The following is a 22,868-nucleotide window of genomic DNA, read 5'->3' as shown; positions in this document are numbered from 1 at the left end:
TCTTCTTTCAGAAGCTGACGGTCCTTTTCCAGATGCCTGAAGTTATTTTCTGATGCCGCTAGTCCTCTGACGCGTTGCTCTAAGGCTTCATATGTCGGTTTCCTCTCCACTGGCTGACGCGCCAATCAGGTTAGCAATTTCACCAACTAATTTGTTTAAATCCAGGAGTTTTATAAAGAACCGATCAGCGCTTCACCTAAAAATTCGCTGCTGGATATCCTTGTTCTCAGCTCCTGAACTGGCAATTATTTTTATATTCACAGAATCAATATTTAATACATATTATGCATATGAAATATATGTTATGTTATATTTATCTTGCTGTTCCCTGTCAATCTAAAAAGATTTATTTCAATCGAATCAGGGTTCAAAAGGATAATAAAGATACATACAACCTCTATTATTTATTTGTATATTTTCGTGATCAGGTATCTGTTCTTGAGTAAAAGACGATCAATATTTGTTTCATCTGGCATAATCATTCATCATAAATGGGTATATCCGGATAGTATTTTTTAGCACATTCCTGACAAATACTGTGGCTGAACTCCGCTTCAGAATGTTCATGAATGTAATGTTCAATTTGTTTCCAATATCCGTTGTCATCACGTATTTTCTTGCAATGGGAACAAATGGGCAGGAGGCCGCTTAATACCTTGACTTTTTTGAGGGCTTCTTTGAGATCATGAATAACTTTTTCCCGCTCCTCTTCCGTCTTTTTTCTCAATTGGATTTCATGCAGCAGCTCATCTCTGGATGCCATCGTGGTTTTAAGATTCCCCACCATTTGGTTCAGTGATGTTGACAGAGATCCAATTTCATCATTGGAGTCTATAGGGGCTTGTGTCTCAAGATTTCCTTCACCAATCAGCCGGGCAGTTGTTGACAATTTAACAATTGGTATTGCGATCCATTTGCCCAAAAGCAAAGAGGCAAGAGCGGCAAAAAAGGTGAAGATAATTCCGACAATAATGATGACCTGGGTTACTTTGTGTGTGGATTCTATGGCTTTTTCTTTATCCAGTGAAATGACAATATGCCAGGCTTCCCCTTTATTTCCTTTGATGTGATCAACCGACCCCTGCTTGCCCCCAAAACCATACCCCTCAGATCCCAAGGTCATTGGTACAGGAGAATAGGCCACCAGTTGATCCCCATTGGTACCGGGAAGGATTGCTCCACCATCCTTTTTTTGCCATAATAATGCAACCAAACTTTTGTTGACTTGTGTTGACAGGGGGATGGTATCCTTTTCAGATACTACCAGTCCTCCTGTACGAACAATTTTCAACCTGGCTATATTATTCGAACTGAACTCTTTGACCACATCTGTCAAAGGTCCCATGATATTAAAGTTGCATTTCAAAATGCCCAGGATTTTATTCTCATATTTAATAGGAATAACCACTCCAAGTACATATCCCTCAACGCTCTTGTCAAAGCCCCTGTCATCTAAAAAAATTCTGCCTTGACCACCATAATAACAGGCAAGCCACCAATACTTATGGGCATGGGTAAGTGTGGTCAGTTTCCCGGTAGTGGCAATCATAGCCCCATAGCGGTTGGTGAGAAAAATCTCACCATACTCCCCGGGCAGCAGTAATTGTTGATGCTTTAAAAATTTGGCAACAGCATTTTTTATATATTTTTGAATAAAGGGATCATTAATATCTGTTGTTTCCATCCATTGCCGGTTTTGTTTTTTAATTTTTTGCTTTCTGATGGTATCAGTCAATGGTGCAAGCTTGGAATTACTTTTCAGCAAAGCATCCCTTATGAGCGGTGCAGAGGAAAGAGTGAGGGCAATAGCCGCTTTTTCTTTAAGGTGAGACCCCACATGTGAAGAGACCTCTTTAGAAATGTTTTGCAGATTTTTCAATTCTTTGTCCACAACAACTTTCTGGTTGTACAAGCTATAGAATACAGAAATCAGGATGACGATGACAACGCCAAGCAAGGTCATTACAGCAGCAGCTTTATATTGAATCTTCAAAATACTCTCCAAATCTTTCGGGCAACAATCCGTTAATACAAATTACTCATCAAAAGTTATTTGTAACCTATTTATAGAATTCATTTTTTATACTAAGCCACAGAGAGATCAGACTTAAAGTAATATTAAAAAAATCACATTAAAGCAATAAAAAATGCACGGATCATATGGATACATTTTTCGGCAATTGCGTGTGATGAACCGAGGTATCCAGGGAATTGCCTCCATTTTTTCATAGCATCATTATTGAATTCGATTATCATTTAATTCAATAGTTGGCCCGCATAGGGGGGGGGGATATGGTCAAAGCGGGGGTCGTTCATGATGGATTTAAACGGCTCAAGCCCCAGTTGTTCACAGCGCTGCATCACGTCAAGAAAGGCAATTAAATATTCTGAAAAGTTTCTATCGGCCAGAAAAAAGCATTCAGCAAAAAGAACTAAAACGACAAAAGAAAAAATGTAAGGGATTATAATATCATTGCGCAGCTTTACTGCAAAAGAATGATGCTAAAAATAAAAATTAGGGAGTACTATATTCATTTTTCAAAAAAATGAATATTATTATGTAGTACCCGATCCCCCTCGACAGAGTTATTTTTGCAAGCATTGTTCCCGTTTTTTCCCGTAACAAATTCCAAGCCGGTCCATTCGTTTGCGCAAGGTGTTGGGATGGATATTTAATAATAGGGCTGCACCGCCGGGTCCGTTTATTTTCCCCTTGGCCGAGGTCAGCGCCCTTCTTATGTGTAGACGGTTTACCTGTGCTATACTTAAAAATGGATCTGGATCCTTTGTATTGCATATCAGATGATCGCTCAACCCATTGCCCGGAATCAGGCCTGAAAAATCAAGGGGCCGACCTCCGCAACAGATCATGCCCCGTTCAATAATATTTTCAAGCTCCCTGACATTGCCCGGCCAATGGTAATCGTATAGCTGCCCGATCCCTTTTTCTCCAATATCCGATGGATTGGAAAGATTAAGCTCACGGGTCTTTTTATGGATAAAATACCGGGCCAGATCCGGAATATCTGATTTGCGCTGCCGAAGGGGGGGGATGTGAATGGGGAAGACGTTCAGCCGGAACCAGAGATCTTCTCTGAAGGTGCCGGCAGCGACCATGGAATCCAGGTCCCGGTGGGTGGCAGAGATCACCCGGATATCCAGAGGAAGGACGCCTGTTCCCCCCAATCGCTCTATTTCATGGCTGTGGAGCACGTGCAATAGACGCACCTGGGCCGACAGGGACAGTTCTCCGATCTCATCCAGAAAGATGGTACCCCTGTTGGCCCGCTCAAATCGGCCCTGCTTTCTGATCATCGCACCGGTAAACGATCCTCTTTCATGTCCGAACAATTCACTGTCCACAAGGGTCTCAGGAATAGCCCCGCAGTTGACATTAACAAAGGAAGCATTTTTACGGGCCGAGCGATTATGGATGGTCGAGGCGATCAGTCCCTTACCCACTCCGGTTTCCCCCATCAGCAACACCGAAGTGTTCATGCCTGCGACCAGTTTAACCTGTTCCATAACCGGGGCAAGTCCCTTTCTGGCACCGATTACCTGGGATTGTTCAAAGAATATATAATCATTACGCCTTACGGTTTCCATTGCTCTTATTCTCAAATGCGCTGGCGGCTATGATGGAATTAAATGTCCGCCCAGACACAAAAATTTAGCTTTATTTAGGTTGTGGATAAGAATTATCCAAGATAAACGGTATTGTTGTCTGCTGGGTCCCCGGGCAACCATAGGTCCGGGAAGCGGCTGCTGCCGGGGATAAAGGCAAAAGGCTTATTCTCAGGCCGATCCATGGTTTTCCGATCTGTGGTTTTCCGATCATTGCTTTTCTTTTCAAACTCATTGCTCATTTTGGATCTCACTTTAGCTTACTCATAATTACAAACAAGTTATTCCCTATTAGTAATACGAATGAGCCTGGAAAAACCAGCGGAACGAATTGGATCTACTGCAAAATTAGAATTTGAATCTACTGCGAAATGACCTTCGAGCACGGCTTAGAAGGGATTCAACAGCATGCCGTGTTACACCCAGCGTTTCTGCAATTTCCCTGTAGTCCATCCCCTGCTCATGGCGAAGGTAAATGGCAGCCCGTTGGTTTTTCGGGAGTCCTGAAAGGACAAGATCAATCTGCTTTTTTAATTCAGCTGCACAAAACTGGTTTAGGGGAGTCTTTGTGGTCACGGATTCAGGCGGGTTTGTCATGGCTTCCGGCCGCATTTTCCGCAGATGGTCAATGCACAGGTTGCGGGTAATCCGGAACAGATAGGTCTTCAATGCGGCAACGCTGCGATAGGAATCTGCAGTGCGGTAAAGCCTGAGAAAAATTTCCTGGGAGATATCTTCAGCCTCCTGGGCATCCTTGAGGATGCTGAACGCAAATCCGTATACTGCATTTTGATAACGGATCAGTATTTCTCGGAATGCGCCACTGTTCCCCTTTGAAATCAGGGCTACCAAATCAGCATCAGATTGATTCTTATAGGGGGCGAAAAAACTCAACCTCGGGGTCTGTCCTTGGGCATCCTCTTTCTAAAATTCTTTTTTAGTTCCGAAATTAGATACAAACTTTTTTCATTTCCAAGCAGATTGCGAATCTCGATAATGTATCCGGCCTTGTTCAGAGCGCTCTGTTTTGAGATCTGGCTGTATGATTCGATCAGGGGGGAAATCATTTCCATATTTATCTTCCCTGGCCGGTCCATCAACTTGAGCAGTTGTTCCTCTTCCTTAAAAAGCCGCCTGACAAATCCCCAGTGATCCACATCCATTTGCCGCAAGGAACCGGCCACTTTTTGATTAACCCCTTCGGGCAAATTCATTCTGTCCAGGATTTCCAAAACCGGTATTATCGGCCCTCCTGGTGCTCCCCGACCGGGCGGTGGGGGGAATTGGGGCCGCATTTTTCGGTCCATGGCAATGCCAACGAATCCGATGTTCAGTGCGAGGGAAAAGAACAACAAAACCCAAACCCCTTTTTTCCAAAAAGTTACGCCCATGATGACAGCAAGCCCCCCGCAGAAAAGAGAAATCCGGAAACATTAGATTGACTCAGCTGATGTGCGTCGGTCCACCCGGCTCCCAGTGTGCAGCCGATCCCCAGGCCAATCAGCATACTTGCCATCATGCCTGCCTGCATCCCCCAACCAAAACTTGTCCACCAGTAGATCATTCCCCGGGGGCCTGATTCCTCTATGAACAGGGATAATGTTTTTTTCTTCAGCCCTGCAGAAGGAAGGGCCGGGGGGCGGTCTCCCAGAAGACCGGCCAGACACTTCAACTCTTCGGCCTGGGCAGAACAGGCCCTGCAATTGACAAGGTGATGGTCAAAAATCCTCCGTTGGTTTGGGGGCAATTCTCCATCAATCCAGGCATCCATCATTTTGTGCGCATCTTTACATCTCATAACATACCTCTTTATTCTTGAAGCATTCAATATATGAACGAACGAGTCTTAAAATTCCAGCGTTTTTTTAAACCGTCGCGTGTATTTTTCGTTTTTACGCCATTTGGGAAAATTTGTTCCACTTCCCCCAGGGGGTAACAAACAATTCCCCCAGGGGGTAAAATTGGGGTTGGTATATGTCTAACTATCTTAAATTACTAACAATACTCAATGGGCATGTTTTCTGCTCTTACAAAGTAATTGTCATCGGACAATGTGGAAAAGAACTTTAGTAGAAAAGGAAACAAAATGAAAATTCACCTTCACAAGAATGCCACCACCACGCCGGCACATCGGGCGTTTATTCAGAACAACCCCAATCTCAGTGTAGCCCATCTGGCAGAAAAAATAGGGGTCAGCAAAACCACCATACAGCGTTGGCGGAAACGGTCCACGGTATTTGACCGTCCCCATACCCCCAACCACGTCAACAAAGCGCTCAGTCCCATGGATGAGGTCAAGATTGTTCTTTGCCGTCTGGCCACCCGGGCCGGGCTGGATGACCTTCATAAAATCGTTGAATCCTTTCTGGGTATCGACTGTTCAAGAGCCAGTCTGAATCGCTGCCTGAAGCGGTATCATATTTCAAGGCTGCCGGCCCTGCGCCATGCCGTTCCCTATGACCTCAAGGACTACACCGGCACTTATTTTTATTATACCTGTTTCCAGATTTCCGGATTTTTTGGTTCGACCGCTCCGGTTTGTCTGCATACCCTTCTGGACTGCTCGTTCAAGATTGTTAATGCAGAACTATCTCTTGCCGGCCCGGAATTTTTGTCCCGGCATATCCGGGAGTTTCCGTTAAGGGTTCTGGGCATCATTTACCAGGATCCCGTTGTGCTGACCCCTGTTGCAGACACCGGGGAAAACCTTCATACGGGTATAATGGTGGAGAGTCAGTGCCGGTCCCACAAGATTATAGCCCATCATCTTGAGACCCAGAGCCCCAAAACCATTCAAAAACTTAAAGAGACCTGCGCCGCCATCAAAAATGACGAACCTCTTGCCTCCTGGGCCTTTCCCTGGTCTTCCAATGCTGAGTTCGCCGAGCATATCGATCAGTATAACACCCGGTTCACCCTGGGCGCCTTAAAGCAGCAAACCCCCCATCAGGCACTGACGGGTCATCATTCCCATTTTCCCAATAGCTTCAGACAAAAACCCGAAGTCCGGGCCTAGGATCCTAACTGCCCGCCCTCCTGCCTGACCCTGGCACATTCGGGTCCGGGGAGGGTCCGGGGAACAAAAAGACGCAGATTAAATTAATCTTTTATTCTTGTCAAATCTCAATGGATTGTTTCCCCATATAAAACCGATAAACCCAATGGCAGGTAAATGTGGTAGCAACCAATCGGTTGAGACTTATATTACTTTGTTTTTTAACTAGTTTTTTTTCCTAAAGAAACCCGTGAAGGCTTACGATACCTGGTTCAAGAACGGATTAATCCTGGCGGTTAGCTCCCGCCAAACAAAAACACACACAGGAAAAGATTTCTAGTGTGATAACGGGTGAGCCGACAATGATGTCATCACCTTTTGACTAAATTTCATGGAGGGAAAAAAATGAGTTTAACACTTAACACGAATGTTGCATCATTGGTCGCACATCAGAACATGCTCTCAAACGACAATGAGATGAATACATCCCTGGAAAGACTGTCCACCGGCCTTAGAATTAACTCGGCCGCCGACGATGCCTCGGGCATGACCATTGCGGATTCTCTTAAATCCCAGTACCTAGGAATAGGACAGGGCATCGAGAATGCCAACGAAGGGGTTTCCATTGTCCAAATTGCCGACGGTGCCCTGGAAGAATCCGTCAACATCGTTAATACCATCAAGACAAAGGCCATTCAGGCGGCTTCCGACGGCCAGACTGCAGATACCAGGGCGGCCATTCAAGCGGATATTGACAAGCTGATCGAAGAACTGGATTCCATTGCAGAGACAACCTCCTATAACGGCCAGCAATTGCTCAGCGGTGAATTTACCAACATGGAAATTCAGGTAGGGGCCTCTTCCAATCAAACCTCCACCATCGACATTGCGGCCACACAATCCACAAATACCGGTCATATCTCAACGGCCACCCTGGAGATGGAAAATGAAGACGGCGGTGAGGTTCAGCTCACGATCACCTCGTCCATCACAGGAGAAGATGTTGAGTTAGAGACCATCGAGATTCTCCAGAACAATGACGCAGAGAACGGGATGGGTGCCCTGGCCGATGAGATCAACACCCAGACCTACCTCACCGGGATCAGCGCCGTGGCTGTGGTTGAAAGTACCACAGAAGAGGCCATCCAGGAAGGGTCCACCGGGTCGGATTTTACCATCAACGGCACGGTCATCGGTGCTATAAATGTGAGCGATAATGATTCAGATTCCGCCCTGGTCACGGCCATCAATGACAAGACCACCGAAACCGGTATCACGGCCAGCATGGAAACGGACGGTTCTTTGACCTTGACCTCCAGCGACGGCCGGGCCATCGAAGTGACAGGGGATACCGGGGATGTTTTCGGCAGCCAGACCGCAGACGACATGACCACCATCGGGGAAATCACCCTGACCCAGGCAGGATCCAGTCAGTTCAATATTTCCGGCACCTCCACCGGGGGCACCGGAGATGAAATCACCCTGGGTGGTGACCTTACAACCATCAGCAGCAGCACTTTGGGCGCAGGATCCACCATTTTTACAGGCTCCACTCTTGCAGCAGGCAGCGTCATCGGCGGGGATGCCACTGTCACGACGGGGGGGACGGGGGTGGTAGATACCGCGGGGGAATATGAACTGACCGAGGGCTCCATCCTGGCCGGTGGTAGTATTTTGTCCCAGGGCACCACCATCGGCGGCACCGTTACGGTGGATGGTACCGGTGATGTCGATATGGAACAGGATACAGATGTGGCCGCAGGCTCTGTCCTGGCGACTGGATCGGAAATCGGAGCCGGCACCTTGCTCACCTTTGATTTTACGGCCAATGGTGTCACCTATTCGGCCGGTACCACCCTGACCGCGGATGTGGAGCTGGACGCTAGTATGAGCGTTACAGAGGATATGACCCTGTCGGATGATTCTATGATCGTCGGCGGTTCCACCCTGGCCGCAGGCAGCGTCATGGGTGCGGACATAACCACCTCTACCACTACCGGGATCACGACCACAATGACGGAGGATATGACCCTTGGGGCCGGCTCCACCATTCTCGACGACTCGGTCTTGGCCGAAGGCTCCACCCTTGGGGCCGACACCATCGTCGGGACGGTTGACGCCTCTGAAGAAACGAAACTGGCCGCAGGCTCCACCCTTCTTGACGGTACCGTACTGGCAGAGGATTCTATTGTGGAAGAGGCCATCACCGTTGACGCGATTACGGATCTGGACAGTGCCATAACCCTTGAGGCCGGCTCTACCCTGATGGAGGCTACCATGTTGAAGGCCGGCACCACCATCAACCAGGACATGATACTGGAGATAGCTGTCGGTGCTACTGATTCAATTGATGTGACAGCGGGCACGGTGCTTACCCAGGATCTCTATCTGGTAAGCGACACCGTCTTGTCCGCCTCCATGACCCTGGAGGAGGGCAGCACCATCGCTGCAACTTCGGAAATCATCATTGATAACGACAGCGCCGGTGAGTTGACCCTGAGCGACGAGGAAAGTCTGACCCTAAGCGACCTGAGTGTCATGACCCAGGCAGATGCTGAGATTGCCATCGACATAGCCGACGCTGCACTGGCGGATCTGGATGCGACCCGGTCAAGTCTGGGTTCAGTATCGAACCAGCTCACCTCCACCATCGCCAACCTGTCCGTGACCAGCACCAATGTCCAGTCTGCGGAATCCTCCATCAGGGACGTTGACTTTGCCGAGGAAACAGCCAATTATACACGGCTTTCACTCCTGGCCCAGACAAGTTCCTATGCCCTGGCCCAGGCCAACTCTTCTTCCCAGAACGTTTTGAGCCTGCTCCAGTAAACAAAAGACCGACACAACAAACAAACCCCCTGCAGCAATCGCTGCAGGGGGTTTGTTGTTTGTACAAAAGAAATTTTTTTTTACATGTAATCCACCAGACTCAGCCCCATGATGCTCGAACAGGAACTTAGGGCAGCTTCGTACACGGTCTCGGCGGAATTAAGTTTCATGATCGCTGCCACGGTATCTGCATCCTGAACACTTGAGAGTTGTATGGTCAGGGAGGTCTCGGTATCAGATGCCGTGGATTCTGTGGCCGTCAGGCTGGAATAGGCCGTCCCCACAGAGGCCATGCTGCTGGTGAGACTTTCATAATGGTTTTCCAACCGGATCATGGCCTTCTGAATGCCATCCACGTCATTGGCTGCCAGGGATTCTTCAAGATCAAAAAGGGTATCGAAAATACTCCAGGTGGCAGCTTCCCCCTCCACAGGGCCCGAATAAACGTCTTCGGAGTAAAATCCCAGATCGGTGGCGGCAGTTGCCTCGCTGTTTGTGCCGCTTGAAAAAAGCAGGTCAAAGGATTCCAGCTGGCGACCCGTATCGGTATCCTCCTGGATGGTAAAACTCTGGTTGTCCGCATCGTAGCTCACCTCGTAATTGATCCGGCTGCCGCTTTCGGCAGATGCGGTTTCCAGGGCATCTTCCACAGCCTTGGCATAGGATTCCGGGTCCGCATAGGTGGCAGGTTCAATAATGGCGGTGAGCTGAGTGGAGCCGCCCGCTTCACCGGTCAGGGTTTCGATAAAATCAATGGTGTCGTTTTCTCCTGGGGTCACCGTAAAGGCATCGGCCACGGCAAAGCTGCTTTTGGCAGTTTCAATGGCCACCGTATCACTGTCAAACCCGAGATCCTGCAGGATGCTGTTGTTTTCAAATCCTTCAACAATATCAAAGGATACCTTTGTCCCGTCTTCGGGGGTGGCGTTGAGATCTATAGTAATGTCTGCCACCCCGTCGTCATTCACGTCCAGTTCCAGGGTCTGTCCGTCACTATCGATTTCCGTGGGCAGTCCGTATCCGGGATCATTTTCAATCGTCCAGCTTCCGTTTTCTGCCGAATAGGTAAGGGTCAGAGGTTCCGAGCCTTCCGGGTCCGGGGTATACTCGGTCAGGGTAGAGGGGTTGACAATATCAATCTCCATGTCCGGGTAGTCACCGCCGCTGACACTCATGTTCGAGATCCGGACAGTATCCGTGTGCACAGCGATCAGACTTGTCTCCATCCCCGGGTCAGATGTTCCGTCCGTACCGATGGAAAAGGCGTTGCCGGTCTCATCATAGTTCACCTCGTAGCCCACAGAGTATCCATTTTCCTCTGACGCCTCAATCATGGTGTTTTCAACAATTTGCGCCAGCTCTTCCCGGGTATAGCTGCCGCTGGGAACAATGGCTTCAATGGTCAGAATGTTTTCCGTTCCAGTGTTAGGGTCTTCTTGAAAAACAATCTGGTTGTTACTTTCATCCACGATGATCTCATCCTCATAGAACAGGTCGCAACCGCAGCAGTCAATGGACAGCAATGTATCCTGGCCAGTCTTTATGCAGGTGGGATCATCACTGCCGGCATAGGTCACACTGGTGGCATTGTCAGGATCATCAAAGGTAAACGGCGCCACCTGATTCTGGTCACCGGCAAAAACATAGCCACCGTAGGATTCCGCATTGGCAAGATCGATCAGCTGATCAAGGTAAACCTGCATGCTGTCAGCTGCATCGGTTCTTTCCTGGGCACTGGCCGATGCCGTGGCCAGCTGGGAACATAAAAGGTTGAGTTCCAGCATCTGGTCTGCCATGGCGTCCAGGGCGGTCTCGGCAGCGGTCAGGGTGGTCTGGCCCTGGTCAATATTGGTCTGGTACTGGTCCAGACAGGAGATGGAAGAATTGATGCTCAGCACCTGGGTCATGCCCGAGGGATCATCCGAGGCGGAACTGATCGCGATGCCGGTGGAAACCTCCTCATTGGCCTCGCTTAAAGTTGTGGTCAGCTGATTCAGCTGATAGGTGGCTTGTTTGTATATGGTGATGCTGGGAACTCTCATGGCATATCTCCTAAATTCATGTGCAGGCAAAGGTTTTTTTGTATACCCCACAACAGCCCGGGTAAATCAGTTCCAGAAATCAACGTATGGCCAGAAGGGTTGCAAACATTTCATCCACAGCGGTCAGCAATTTCGCTGCAGCCGAGTACGCCGCCTGCTGGGCCGTCAGCTTGATCATCTCTTCATCCAGGGAAACAGCGGAAACCGAATCCCGCTGGGTGGTGAGTTGGTACACCATGAGTTCCGCGTAATCCAGGGAGGTCTGGACACTTAATGCCGTAGACCCGATGGCGGAAATCAGGGTGGCCTCATAGTCATCCAGGTTGGTTTCCGAGATGCTTGCTGTGGCAGCTTCTCCCCGGGTATAGTCCCATTCCTTCATTGAAATCGTATCGTTCCGGGTATCGGACATGGCCAGGGCATTGGTATTGTCTCCGGCGGCCAGTTCTCCTGTGTCAGAATCCACCATACCCGAGGCAATGTAATCCCCGTCGGCCAGAACCTCGTTCACTTCAATGCTTGCGGCATCGGTTCCGGTAAAAAAGGTGTTGAGGCCCAGGGCGGCGGCCAGGCCGCTGTCCCCCTCCTCATCCCCGGCAAAGGCAAAGCTGAAATCCGATGAATCCGTTGCCACCAGATCCACCTGGATAGTCCCATCCCCGGATACAGCCGTATCAAAGGTGATCTGAATATCCCCGACTCCGTCCCCGTCCAGGTCCACTGTAAAGCCGTTGTCATCGCCGCCTTCAGGCAGGATCTGCATGGTGGTGCCGGTGGGGTCGTTGGAAATTTCCCAGGACCCATCTGTCCGGGTGAACTCCAGGTCATCGGCCGCTGTTTCCAGGGCCGTATAGTTCAGGACCGTGATACTGGTGTTTTCCTCACTGATGCCATCGGCTTCACTGAAGCTGATATTGTCAATGGCGCAATAATCTTCGTTGGTGTCAAGTATCAGGGTGTTGTCATCAGACACCGTTGCGGTGACACCTCCGGCGTTTCTGTTGAATTCATCGGCAAAAGAATCCATGGTCCAATGCCAGTCCGAAAGGGTGTCAGCAGAGCCAATCCCGTCATCATCCGCGTCAAGGGGCTGGCCCGTGGTATCCGTGGTCACGTAAAACACGTCTCCTTCCACCAGGGTGCCGCTGTTAAACTGCAGGGCCATACCGTCCACCTCCACATAGACAGGCACATCCTCATCGTCGCTGCCCTCCACAATAATAGTGCCGGATGAGGTGCCCGAGGACCACTCGATCACAATGGGCTCGCCATTGTCCGGAACGCTACCCCCGGATGTGATGGTAAATTCATAGGTGTCATCAAGGTTGTTGGCGGTTCCTGTCACATCCAGCGCCAGGGTGTCGACCGTTCCATCGGCATCGGTGTTGACCCTCAGGGTGTTCCCGGCCACAAGGCTGCCTTCTGTTACCTCAAAGCTCAGGGTGGTCTCCCCGTTTTCCGTAATTTCCACAGTCCCGGGTTCATCGATTTCCACATACCCCGATTCCCCGGTGGGATCACCGTTGCTGTCAAAAACTTCCCAATAGACAATTGCCGGATCCCCCCAGGTCTGGGCAGAGGCAAAATCATTCAAGGAATCTCCGGATACCAGCAGCTGGTTTTCCGGTGCATCGGCTCCAGTGCCGGTGCCTGTGGACACGGCCAGGGTGGCGTCATCGCCTGTATTGTCCGTAAACTCTGTAATGGCCAACGGGTCATCGGCTTCAACCGTTCTTACAATGCTGATACTGGCGCCGTTCTGGATCACCTGGTATTCTTCGGTGGGCAGGGCTGCCGTCAAAGCTGTGTAAAGCTGAAGGGCCTGCTCTGCATCGTCAAGCCCTGTGCCAGGATCGGTAACCGTATAGGACACCGGATATCCGTCCACTTCAAAGGAGATGGTATCCCCGTCGTCAAAATTTGTGTACCCGTCTGTTCCCCCAAGGGTGATCATGCTGTCGCCGTCACCCGCTTCTCCCGCAGTGCCGAAAAGCCCGGTTGAAGTGGTGTCGTCAGAGGTGATTGCCACATCCGGGTCCATGATAATCGTCACGCTGCCGGTGAGCACGGCTGCCGTGTCATAACTACCGCCTGATTCGCCCACAAGGGCGGCAGCGGAACTTACGGCACTGGCTTCGCATCCGGGCAGGGCAAACCCAAGATAGTCATCTGTGGTGGTGGTTGCAGTGGCCCCGTCGGTGTCGGTATTGTTAAAATTCAATTGGCCGTCCCCTGTGAGCGTGCTGCTGCCCAAAGCGGTTATTGCCACACTGGCGTCATCTCCCGTATCCCCGGAAGCGTAAGAAAGGCTGAGCCCTGATCCGTCCGTGGTTCTAAGGATGACCTGGCCTGTGGTTTCGTCCAGCTCTGCTGTGAAGCTTGTGTCTGCAAGCTGTTCTTCCATGGCATCGTAAAAGGCCTGGGCCACCTCAGCGGAATCAGAAGTGTCCACACCTGTCAAATCAACGGTTAAGGTCACGGTCTCAGGCGTGGATGCGTCCGTGGCGATGGTCAGGCTGAGGGTATCATCGCTGTCAAAGTTTAGAAAAGTGTCCAGAGCAACCCCTGCGTTGTCTATCACCTCAAAATCCTGGATTCCAATGGTGACACCCGAGGCGCTTTGGACCGTGGTGCCGTCCACCATCAGATCTGTGTTCTGCTGGTCCTCGTTTATCGCTTCGACAGCCGTTTCCAGGGCGGTTTCAAATTGCGCTTCAAGACTGCCTTCGGAAGCATCCACCGTAAAACTTACCGCTTCTTCCTGGCCATCCACATAAAGGGTGAAACTGACAATGTCACCGTCCTGGGCATTGGTAATCCCGCCCAGGGAAAACTCGGCCTCGGTGGCCGAGGCATAGGCGGTGATGCCGTCGATGCTGCTCAGTTCTTCTGCAATGTCGGCTACACAGCGGCTGGCACCCGATCCGGAATCATCGATCAAAAGCTGCTGTGTGCCGTCTGAGGTGGTGATGGTCAGGGTCTGGTCCCCCAGAGCCGCGTCCAGGGCATCTTCCACACTGCCCGAGGTTGAAATCCCTCCCAGGGCGTCTCCTGAGGACTGAACCACTGTCTGTTCCCCCAGCACCCCTTCATCCACCACGGTGAATTCATAGGTGCTGTCGGCCTGGCCGCTGCCATCGATATCCGTGATTTGCGCCCGGGAAATGCCCATATCCACCAAAACGCTCTGGTATGTGCTGTCTGCAGAGGAGTCGTCCTGGATGACCATGGAAAAATCCTGGGAATAGTCGATATTGCTTCCATAGGCGAGGCTTGCCAGGGTCCCGCTGTCGCCAGAGGCATAACTGCCCTCCAGTGGGCCTTCAAAATAGGTCTGCCCAGCCCCCTGGGAGTGCTGGTAATTCATGGTCCAGATGACCGCCGTGGTCAGTTCGTCCAGCTCTGCACTAATTTCCGGAATCACTGCATCCCGGATGGTCAACCATCCGGCCATGGCCCCCCCTGAAATGCCATCGGTAATATCATAGTCGCTTCCGGAGTTCCCGCACCAGTAAACCTGGTTTTCTTTCATCTCAAGGGAATGGGAGATCTGGTCCTCCACCAGGGGAAGTCCGCCGGTGGTGGTGATCAAATAGGAGCCGTCCTCCTTTGTGGTGATGTCGATGTCGATGAGTGCTCCCAGTTCATCCACCAGGGTGTTGCGCTCATCGCTTAGGTCATTGGCGTTGGCGCCTGAACTTTCCGCCGACAAGATGGCCTGGTTCAGGCTGGCAAGTTCCGCTGTCAATGCATTGATCTCACTGACACCGGAAGTAATTTCCTGGTCCAGGTCGGTCAGGTAGCTGTCAAGGGAGGAATCAATGGCATTAAGCCGCTCGGCCAGGGCCAGGCCGGTTTCATAAACCTGATCCTGGGCCGTGTCGTCGGCCGGGGTGTTGCTCAGATCTTCCCAGGCGCTCCAATAGTTGTCCAGAAGGGTGTTGAGGCTGTCATCAGTACCTTCTGCAAAAAGGTCCTCGATCTGGGTCATGTAGACCAGTTCCTCATCCAGGAAGGCCTGGGTGGACAGCTGGGTTGTCAGCTGGTTTTCCAGAAGCTGGTTGATCTCCTGGGTGATGGATGACACGGTTACCCCGGTCCCGTATATGAGCCCGTCTGCTGAGACCGTTGAGGAGGTGGTGTATTCGACGGTCTGGAGGGTGTACCCGGTACTGTCTGCATTGGCAATATTCTGCCCGGTGATGCTGAGGGCAGCCTGGTAGGTACTAAGAGCAGAACCGGCAGTATTCAGGATGGCACTGAGGGTGCTCATGGCTGTTTTCCCTGATGGGCATATTGTGATACCGCCCAAAGTCGTTTGATTGTCCCCTTTAACATGGCCATGTTTTTGCGGGTTTCTCTTATCAGCGCCAGATTTTCAGCCTCAAGGGCCCTTGCCAGGGCCAGCAGGGTTTTGTCCAGATCCGGGTTAAATTCCGGAATTGCCTTGAGCCGGTTTACCAGGGTCCTTGGGCAGGTTCGGGGCAGATTTCTTCCTCCCATGCGCTTTAGCTGGTCGCGGATGGAACCCACCAGGTGCTCAAAACGGCTGACACAATTATTTTTTCTCAGGATCAGTTTATTGAGTTCCCTGGTATCGTATTTTTCTCCTGCCTCATACTCGGCTTCCAATAATTTTTTCATTTCCCGGTGAAGGGCCAGGGCCCGGACCATTTTTTTTTCCAGGGTATCCAATCCGTCTATCTCTACAGTTTCTTTAAACAAGGGTATCATGATTCACCTTCCTATCGTTTCATGGCAATTACCGTACTCATCATCTCATCCACGGTAGTGATAATTTTTGCATTGGCCTCATAGGCGTTCTGGAGCTCGATCATTGAAACAAACTCATCGGATATATCCACGTTGGACATCTCAAGGGAATAGGAGCTCAGCTCGCCCAACCCGTTACTCCCGGCTGTGTTTGTGATGGCGGACCCGCTTTCAGTGGTTGCCGAATAAAGGTTTCCCCCTTCGCTGATCAACCCGCCGGTATTGACAAAATCGGCCAGGGCAATCTTAAACAGGTCCAGTGTCTGACCATTGGAATAACTTCCGGACACGGTGCCGTCGGACGCCACTTCCACCCCTGAAAGATCTCCCGGAGGATATCCGTCGGAATCCTGGTAGGTGGTGGAAGAAGAGTTGGCATACTGGGTGGTGGAAAGGGAATCATTTACCCAATTGTTTCCGTCCCACTCAGAGCCGATATTAAAGGAAATATCTGTTTCCGTAGAGCCGAACTCCCCGCCCAAAAAGTCTGTGGTAAACTGAAAATACCCGGTATCGTCCGCTTCATCCGTCGTAACTTCCCGCCATGCACTGGACCCTGAAATGTCAAAGGTGATGGTGCTCTGATCCGCCAGGGGGTCGGTATCGGTTCCGGTCTTTAAGTCATCGGCAAAGGTGAATACAAGATCCTCACTGTCATCCTCGCCGTCTGATCCGTCCAGGTCGATGATCGCCGTTGTCTCGTCCCCGGAAAGAGTGGCATTGCTGTATTCGGCAGGCGGCACGTCCGGGTCCACATCAAAGCTGAAAGTGTCCCCGGCTGTCGGGGCATTGGTGCCCGCTGTGGTGACGTCGAAGGTCATGTCGGTGGACCCGTCGCCGTCGAAATCAATGGCCACATTATCGTTTGAGTCGGTAATAATTTCAGCATTGCCATATTCGGCAGGCGGGGTGGGGTCGATGCCAAAGGAAACGGTCTGGCCGTCACTGACAGCTGAATCAAAGGTGTACTGGATGGTGGAGGCCTCGCCCGAGGTGGTGGTGTCGCCAATCGTAACCTGAACCTGGGTATCACTGCTTTCTGCATTCACAACGGCCACAGTAAGACCGCTGGTAGTCGACGCTGACCAAAGGGAGGTGGCGTCGTTCCACGTCAGAACAATATCATTGGTGGTGGCCACCGCCCCCTCCTCCCCGGCGGTAATGATCTCCAGGGTCATGTCGTTTTCCGAGTCAAGGGTATTGGTGACATCGGTGAAATCATCCTCCTTAAGGGCTTCGTTCCAGTCCCATTCGGTGCCGTCATACATCAGCTCAATATCTTCCACCGTCATGGTCAGGGCAGCCGCATTGGTGATTTCTATGATATCGTCGGTGGTCGCTAAGGTCGTACTATTTGTTGACAAATCCGTCACCAGGGTGCCGGCCTCTTCTGCCTCTTCCGGGTTGCTCCACTGCCAGGTTTCGGTGAGCGGATTCCAGAGGATGCTGACGTCTTCGGCATCCTGGGTCATGACGCTGGGGTCGTTGATTTCAAGTGTGGTATTGCTGGCTGCGTCTCCGGTATAGACAACGCTTTCAAGGTCCTGGATATGAAGATCCGTGGTGTCGTTGATGTCAAAAGAGATGGTGTCCCCGGCCACGGAATCCTGGTCAAGTTGGATTTTCAGGTCTGCTTCTTCCTCACCGCCGCTGCTGGTGGGGTCCAGCATGATGTAAATATTCTGGTCATCGGAATAGATGATCTCGGCATCCGCGTAAGCGTCTGGCAAGGTGGTTGTATCCAGGACCCAATTGTCGCCGTCAAAGGCCATTTCAATGCCGTATCCGTCCAGGAGCATGGCTTCAGAATCTTCGATTTCAAAATTGATGTCATCCACGGAGTTGGAACCGGTGGTTAAAACATTGCCCACCCGGCCGGTGAACTCTTCCATGGTCATACTGACGATCTCGCCTGAGCTTTCTGAAAATTCAATGGTCCCTCTGGCCAGAAGCCCCTGGGAGGTGGTGTCCTCGACCAGACTCCGGTTATCCTCATCAGCATCGGACACGATGATGTATTCCCAGTCAGTATCGGATATCTTATCGTAATAAACCGTAACCTCATGGGCAGAGCCTAGAGAGTCATAGACGGTGACCACACTCTGGTACTCATAGGTATCCGATGCGACCGTGGTGTCCTCTCCTTCTTCGTATTCATATACATTGGACAGAACAACGCTGTTGGAATCTGCATCGGAATCCAGGTTGGCTACGATGGTCATCTCCTCGGTCTCCTCGGGCGAACTGGTGAATGCGGTGAGTATAAGGTCGGTCACAGCACCAACCGCATCACCGTCATCATCCACCTCCCACCCCTGGAGAATGTACCCAGCGGAGGTAACCAGGGCACCGGTCTCGTCAAAGGAAAACTCACCCGCCCGGGTATAATAGGTTTCGTCGGATCCTGCCTGGGAGACAACGAAAAAACCATCCCCGCCGATGGCCAGATCCGTAGAATTACTGGTTGACTCAAGGGAGCCGTCTGTAAAAACTTCAGACACGTCGGCAACCGACATTCCAAGTCCTACCTGGGCGGCTCCCGCCTGGGTCCCGACGGTCTGGTAAAGGGTGTCTGCAAAGGTGGTGGTGCTCTTTTTAAATGCAACGGTATTAATGTTTGCGATATTATTACTGGTGACCGTGAGAGACTTACTCGTATTGCTCAGGCCGCTGGTGCCGGTATAAAGGGAACTGGTTAAAGACATTGGGGGTGCTCCTTATGGTTAATGGCAGAAGTTAAGTTCATGGTGATGACAAAACCGATCTTCATTCGACAGATGTAACCGTGGAAAGGGAGACCAATCGGCCCGATTCCCCCAATGCCAGGTATTGCACGCCGCTTACGTACTGAATTCCCGTTACCTCGCCGGATATGGCCGTGGTGGCCGAGGTGCCGCTTGAGGTCTCCACCGTGTAGTAGTAAAGCCCGTCAGACACCTGGTAACCGGTATCTGACAGGGCATCCCAGGAGACCGAGTTATCCCCGGCCACAGTATCATCTGAGTCCACATCAATGGTGGCCACGGCTTCGTCGCTGGCATTATAAACGGTGACCGTGACATCCGAAGCGGTTTCCAGGTAGTATTCCAGGTCATCGCCTTCTAATACGCCATCATCGACCTGGACAATGGGATAGTTTGAACTTATGGTTGTGCCCAGATACTCCAGAACGGAGGTGGCCGTATCATCGGAAGCAGTCGCATCAGATTCAGTCACAGAGGTAAGGGATGAGGGGTCAAGCAGCACCCCGCTCACCACCAGATAGGGGGTGCCGCTCTGGTAGGCCACCGCATCCACTGTTCCGGTGATGGTTGAGGAGACCTCTTCATAGCCGGACCCTGCGTTTGCCATAACAGCATAGGTATAGGTACCTTCATCCACGGCATCTCCGGCGGAATCGGTTCCATCCCAGGTGATCAGAAAGGATCCGGCATCCTGCTGGCCTTCACTCAGGGTTGTCACCAGCTCACCATCCGCATCCGAGACCACAACAACAACCTCGGCGGCCTCGGACAGGGAGTAGAATCCCGAGGTGACGCTGCTGTCCTCTATGGTCATGGTATTGACCTCCCCGGTAACCTGCATGCCGATATAATCCGTGGCATTGGTAGAGGAATCGGCGGACTCGGTGGCGCTTTCGATCATTGTCTCCAGATTTTCGTTCACGTTCATCAGCTCTTCCACCTGTGTATACTGGGCCAGCTGATCCGTAAACGCACTGGTATCGGTTGGGTCCAGGGGGTTCTGGTTCTCAAGCTGGGCACAAAGCAGTGTCAGAAAATCATCCTTGCCCAAGGTGGTACTGTCGGATGTGTCTTCTGTTTCATACGCGGTGTAGCTTGATTGGAGCGCACTCAGTGCAGCGCTTTCAACGGATGAATCTGACATGTCACCTCCTTATCTGATCAGCATAAATTTGCTGTGGTTATTTCCGGTCCAAAAAACTATCTTGCCATCTTAATTAAACAATAAAAATGCCACTGAACCTGTGTGGCGGAATTGGACCCGAGCAAACTTTGGCCTGTATCATCGGATTGGGTTCGATTGAATCTGTCCTCAACAGGGAACATAGTTTCGATGAATTCTCCTGGTGAAAACTGCTTGTGCAGAATAGAGACAAGTGCGATTTAACTAGTTTTTTGTAAATAAACAGGTGATACTTTTTGGCAAAAAGAATCTAATCGCCTTTTCTACAAAAGGTTTTATCAATAAAGAATCGGAAAATTTTACCTAGTCCCTTCTAAATACTTAGTTGAGCCGTTTGGACGGGTCTGGCCTGGAAAGATATTTTTTTTCGCTTGGATAAGTCTCATCGCCTTGGTTTTTTTGAGGGGAAATAGAACGCCTGCCCTGCCGGGATATTGCAGAAACTAATTTGTTGAGACATTTGATTTTAAAGGCTTAGGACCATTAAAGTTGTTATGGAATTCACTCGATAACAGCCCTAAAACACTGGGCAAAAATTACCCTATATCTGATTTAAGGAGACACCGCCATGGCAACCGGATCAATTACTTCTTTGGGATTAGGATCATCACTGGACCTCCAGACGATGCTGGATACCCAGCGGGAGGCTGATGAAGCCATAAATGACTTGAAGGTGACTGAAGTTGAAGAGCAAACCGCCGTAGAGGAATCGCTCAACACGGTGCTCAACGATTTGCTTTCCATGAAGACCAGCAGCCTGAGCCTTTCTTTATCCTCAAATTATCTTTATCGGTCGGTTACCGTGTCGGACTCAGACTTGATCACCGCCACGGCTGTGGACGGCACCGACACCGGGTCCCACCGGGTTGAAACCAGCCGCCTGGCCACCGCAAGCACCTATGTGTCCGAAGGAACATCCTCTGAAACCGCTTCTGTCTACGTACCCACGGTTCAAGAATCCACTGCAGGATTTGCAGATACGGACATTGTCCTGGCAGACGGGGAAACCCTTGATATTGAATACGGTCCTGAAGATGACCCCCAAACTTTTACCATTACCGGGACAACCGGTGGCATGACTGCGGCAGAACTGGTCTCGGCCATAAATTCCGACACAGGCAACCAGGATGATGACGGCAACGCACTGGTCACAGCCTCGACATATACCGACGACGATGGCACAACGAGCATCCGTATTGAGGCGGCCTCAGGAGAAACCGGAGAGGACAACCGTGTCAGTGTATCAGGATCTGATTCTTCCTTTGGATTTGCAGCGCCTGTGTCTGAACTTTCGTTTACAACGGGGGATGGGGAGGTGTATACAATTTCCATACCGGCCGAGACCACCCTTGAAGGGCTGGCCGAGAGGATCAATGAAGATGAAGACAATCCTGGTGTTACCGCCACCGTCATTGATACCGGCACCGGAGACAACCCCTATCAACTGGTTCTGACAGCCGATGATAGCGGTGAAGACAATCGGATCACCATTATCAGCGAGCCGTCTGGCCTGGCCCTGACCGAGACAAACGGCAGCGGCTATTCCATGACCGGAGACTCAGCCATTTCCTTTGACACGGATGTGACCATCGACACGACCAACAACACCATTGTTTTCCAGGAAGATACCGGGGACGGGTATGGGGACACCCTCACCGCCGAGATTGCGGCGGGGGATTACGACACCGCAGAGGAATTGGCCGATGCTGTTGAACTTGCACTTGAAAACGAATCCAGCCTCAATGGAGAAGGAAAGGATTATCAGGTCGAAATTGATGAGGATACGGGAGAGATGACCATATCAGAAGCCGGCACCCTTGAGGGCCTCAATATCATGTGGGAGGATGCGAGCAGTACCGCATCGGCCACACTGGGTTTTTCAGAAACCCAGGAAATTACGCCTGCCTCCTCTTCCCTGAATGCCGAGATCACGGTGGACGGGATTTCCTATCAACGCCAGGAGAACACAAGCCTGACCGACGTTATCAGCGGAGTGACCCTATCCCTTTATTCCACCGGCGTCACCACAGTCAGCGTAAGTGTCAGTACCGGCACTGTGGAAGATGCCATTACCAGCCTGGTCGAAACCTACAACACCCTGATAGCGGAAATAGACGAAAACGATGATTATGACGAAGATACTGAAACCTGGGGCACCCTGGCCCAGAGTTCGACGGCAAGGCTCCTGGAACAGGCCCTCCAGAGTTTGTTCAGCACCACCATCAGTACCGGCGGCAGCATCACAAGTCTTATTGATCTGGGGATTGAATTCGAGGACGACGGCACCCTCACCCTGGATGCGGACACCTTAAGCGAGCAGTTGCTGGATAATTTTGAAGATGTCCAGGACCTGCTTTTAGGCACTGACACCGAAACAGGTCTGGCCGATCTTCTTAATGATGCCATCGGGAATTATGCCCTGTCAGATGGTTATATCTCCACTGAAATCGATATGATTGACGAAACAATCAGTCGCCTGGAAGAATCCTATGAGGATCAACTGGCGATCATAGATAAAAAATATGAAACCATGGCCACGGAGTATGCAGCCCTGGACACCTACCTTGCGGAATTGGAGTCCATGCAGTCATATGTTGAGACAATGTTTTCAGCTCTGGAGGACGATTAACCGCCAAAGATAAAAAGACAGGCATAAAAAACAATCGGAATTGATCCTG

General features: G+C 50.8%; 14 protein-coding genes. 3 read left to right on the top strand and 11 right to left on the bottom strand.

The window, feature by feature from the left end; genetic code table 11:
- Nucleotides 1-478 precede the first annotated feature (478 nt).
- From ACZ45G_RS05490 to ACZ45G_RS05465, 6 genes are all read right to left on the bottom strand, one after another.
- The gene (locus tag ACZ45G_RS05490) at nucleotides 479-1,993 is read right to left on the bottom strand and encodes a HAMP domain-containing protein (protein ID WP_464175792.1); all 1,515 of its coding nucleotides are present in this window, start codon (nucleotides 1,991-1,993) and stop codon (nucleotides 479-481) included.
- Between the two features lie 593 nt (nucleotides 1,994-2,586).
- A complete protein-coding gene (locus tag ACZ45G_RS05485; protein WP_464175790.1) occupies nucleotides 2,587-3,606 on the bottom strand; it encodes a sigma-54 interaction domain-containing protein in 1,020 nt (339 codons plus the stop codon).
- 92 nt (nucleotides 3,607-3,698) lie between these two features.
- On the bottom strand, nucleotides 3,699-3,866 hold the full coding sequence (locus ACZ45G_RS05480) for a hypothetical protein (protein WP_464175788.1): 168 nt from the start codon (nucleotides 3,864-3,866) through the stop codon (nucleotides 3,699-3,701).
- 106 nt (nucleotides 3,867-3,972) lie between these two features.
- Nucleotides 3,973-4,518, bottom strand: a complete 546-nt coding sequence (locus ACZ45G_RS05475; protein WP_464175786.1) for an RNA polymerase sigma factor — start codon at nucleotides 4,516-4,518, stop codon at nucleotides 3,973-3,975.
- The gene (locus ACZ45G_RS05470) at nucleotides 4,515-5,015 is read right to left on the bottom strand and encodes a hypothetical protein (RefSeq protein WP_464175784.1); all 501 of its coding nucleotides are present in this window, start codon (nucleotides 5,013-5,015) and stop codon (nucleotides 4,515-4,517) included. The genes ACZ45G_RS05475 and ACZ45G_RS05470 overlap by 4 nt, the downstream gene beginning before the upstream one ends.
- A complete protein-coding gene (locus ACZ45G_RS05465; protein ID WP_464175782.1) occupies nucleotides 5,006-5,422 on the bottom strand; it encodes a zf-HC2 domain-containing protein in 417 nt (138 codons plus the stop codon). Before ACZ45G_RS05465 ends, ACZ45G_RS05470 begins: the two co-directional genes overlap by 10 nt.
- Before the next feature lie 288 nt (nucleotides 5,423-5,710).
- Here ACZ45G_RS05465 and ACZ45G_RS05460 point away from each other — a divergent pair, with 288 nt between their 5' ends.
- Both ACZ45G_RS05460 and ACZ45G_RS05455 read left to right on the top strand, forming a co-directional pair.
- On the top strand, nucleotides 5,711-6,640 hold the full coding sequence (locus ACZ45G_RS05460; protein ID WP_464175780.1) for a transposase family protein: 930 nt from the start codon (nucleotides 5,711-5,713) through the stop codon (nucleotides 6,638-6,640).
- 384 nt (nucleotides 6,641-7,024) lie between these two features.
- Nucleotides 7,025-9,448 (top strand): flagellin N-terminal helical domain-containing protein, encoded by a 2,424-nt coding sequence (locus ACZ45G_RS05455; protein WP_464175778.1) that lies wholly within the window; start codon nucleotides 7,025-7,027, stop codon nucleotides 9,446-9,448.
- Between the two features lie 80 nt (nucleotides 9,449-9,528).
- On the opposite strand, the gene ACZ45G_RS05450 is transcribed toward ACZ45G_RS05455, so the two are convergent.
- From ACZ45G_RS05450 to ACZ45G_RS05430, 5 genes are all read right to left on the bottom strand, one after another.
- Nucleotides 9,529-11,490, bottom strand: coding sequence for a flagellin N-terminal helical domain-containing protein (locus tag ACZ45G_RS05450; protein ID WP_464175776.1), 1,962 nt, complete (start codon nucleotides 11,488-11,490; stop codon nucleotides 9,529-9,531).
- Between the two features lie 79 nt (nucleotides 11,491-11,569).
- Nucleotides 11,570-15,763, bottom strand: coding sequence for a flagellar hook-associated protein FlgK (flgK, locus tag ACZ45G_RS05445; RefSeq protein WP_464175774.1), 4,194 nt, complete (start codon nucleotides 15,761-15,763; stop codon nucleotides 11,570-11,572).
- Nucleotides 15,760-16,224 carry a hypothetical protein gene (locus ACZ45G_RS05440; RefSeq protein WP_464175772.1) on the bottom strand — a complete coding sequence of 155 codons (465 nt, stop codon included), beginning with the start codon at nucleotides 16,222-16,224 and terminating at the stop codon, nucleotides 15,760-15,762. Before ACZ45G_RS05440 ends, flgK begins: the two co-directional genes overlap by 4 nt.
- An 11-nt stretch (nucleotides 16,225-16,235) precedes the next feature.
- Complete coding sequence (locus tag ACZ45G_RS05435) at nucleotides 16,236-18,968, bottom strand: flagellar hook-basal body complex protein (protein ID WP_464175770.1); 2,733 nt, start codon at nucleotides 18,966-18,968, stop codon at nucleotides 16,236-16,238.
- A gap of 61 nt (nucleotides 18,969-19,029) precedes the next feature.
- A complete protein-coding gene (locus ACZ45G_RS05430) occupies nucleotides 19,030-20,151 on the bottom strand; it encodes a FlgD immunoglobulin-like domain containing protein (protein ID WP_464175768.1) in 1,122 nt (373 codons plus the stop codon).
- Between the two features lie 607 nt (nucleotides 20,152-20,758).
- On the opposite strand from ACZ45G_RS05430, the gene fliD reads away from it, so the two are divergent.
- Nucleotides 20,759-22,819 carry a flagellar filament capping protein FliD gene (gene fliD, locus ACZ45G_RS05425; RefSeq protein WP_464175766.1) on the top strand — a complete coding sequence of 687 codons (2,061 nt, stop codon included), beginning with the start codon at nucleotides 20,759-20,761 and terminating at the stop codon, nucleotides 22,817-22,819.
- Nucleotides 22,820-22,868 lie beyond the last annotated feature (49 nt).

The sequence above is a fragment of the Desulfoconvexum algidum genome (assembly GCF_055382125.1).
Note: the sequence above shows the minus strand (reverse complement) of the source record. Positions and strands in the feature narration are given on the sequence as shown.

What these genes read in the sequence shown, in the direction of transcription:
- ACZ45G_RS05460 (WP_464175780.1), top strand. Translation starts at nt 5,711, where the DNA reads ATGAAAATTCACCTTCACAAGAATGCCACCACCACGCCGGCACATCGG.
- ACZ45G_RS05465 (WP_464175782.1), bottom strand. Translation starts at nt 5,422, where the DNA reads ATGAGATGTAAAGATGCGCACAAAATGATGGATGCCTGGATTGATGGA.
- ACZ45G_RS05485 (WP_464175790.1), bottom strand. Translation starts at nt 3,606, where the DNA reads ATGGAAACCGTAAGGCGTAATGATTATATATTCTTTGAACAATCCCAG.
- ACZ45G_RS05455 (WP_464175778.1), top strand. Translation starts at nt 7,025, where the DNA reads ATGAGTTTAACACTTAACACGAATGTTGCATCATTGGTCGCACATCAG.
- flgK (WP_464175774.1), bottom strand. Translation starts at nt 15,763, where the DNA reads ATGAGCACCCTCAGTGCCATCCTGAATACTGCCGGTTCTGCTCTTAGT.
- ACZ45G_RS05435 (WP_464175770.1), bottom strand. Translation starts at nt 18,968, where the DNA reads ATGTCTTTAACCAGTTCCCTTTATACCGGCACCAGCGGCCTGAGCAAT.
- ACZ45G_RS05430 (WP_464175768.1), bottom strand. Translation starts at nt 20,151, where the DNA reads ATGTCAGATTCATCCGTTGAAAGCGCTGCACTGAGTGCGCTCCAATCA.
- ACZ45G_RS05470 (WP_464175784.1), bottom strand. Translation starts at nt 5,015, where the DNA reads ATGGGCGTAACTTTTTGGAAAAAAGGGGTTTGGGTTTTGTTGTTCTTT.
- ACZ45G_RS05450 (WP_464175776.1), bottom strand. Translation starts at nt 11,490, where the DNA reads ATGAGAGTTCCCAGCATCACCATATACAAACAAGCCACCTATCAGCTG.
- fliD (WP_464175766.1), top strand. Translation starts at nt 20,759, where the DNA reads ATGGCAACCGGATCAATTACTTCTTTGGGATTAGGATCATCACTGGAC.
- ACZ45G_RS05480 (WP_464175788.1), bottom strand. Translation starts at nt 3,866, where the DNA reads ATGAGCAATGAGTTTGAAAAGAAAAGCAATGATCGGAAAACCACAGAT.
- ACZ45G_RS05440 (WP_464175772.1), bottom strand. Translation starts at nt 16,224, where the DNA reads ATGATACCCTTGTTTAAAGAAACTGTAGAGATAGACGGATTGGATACC.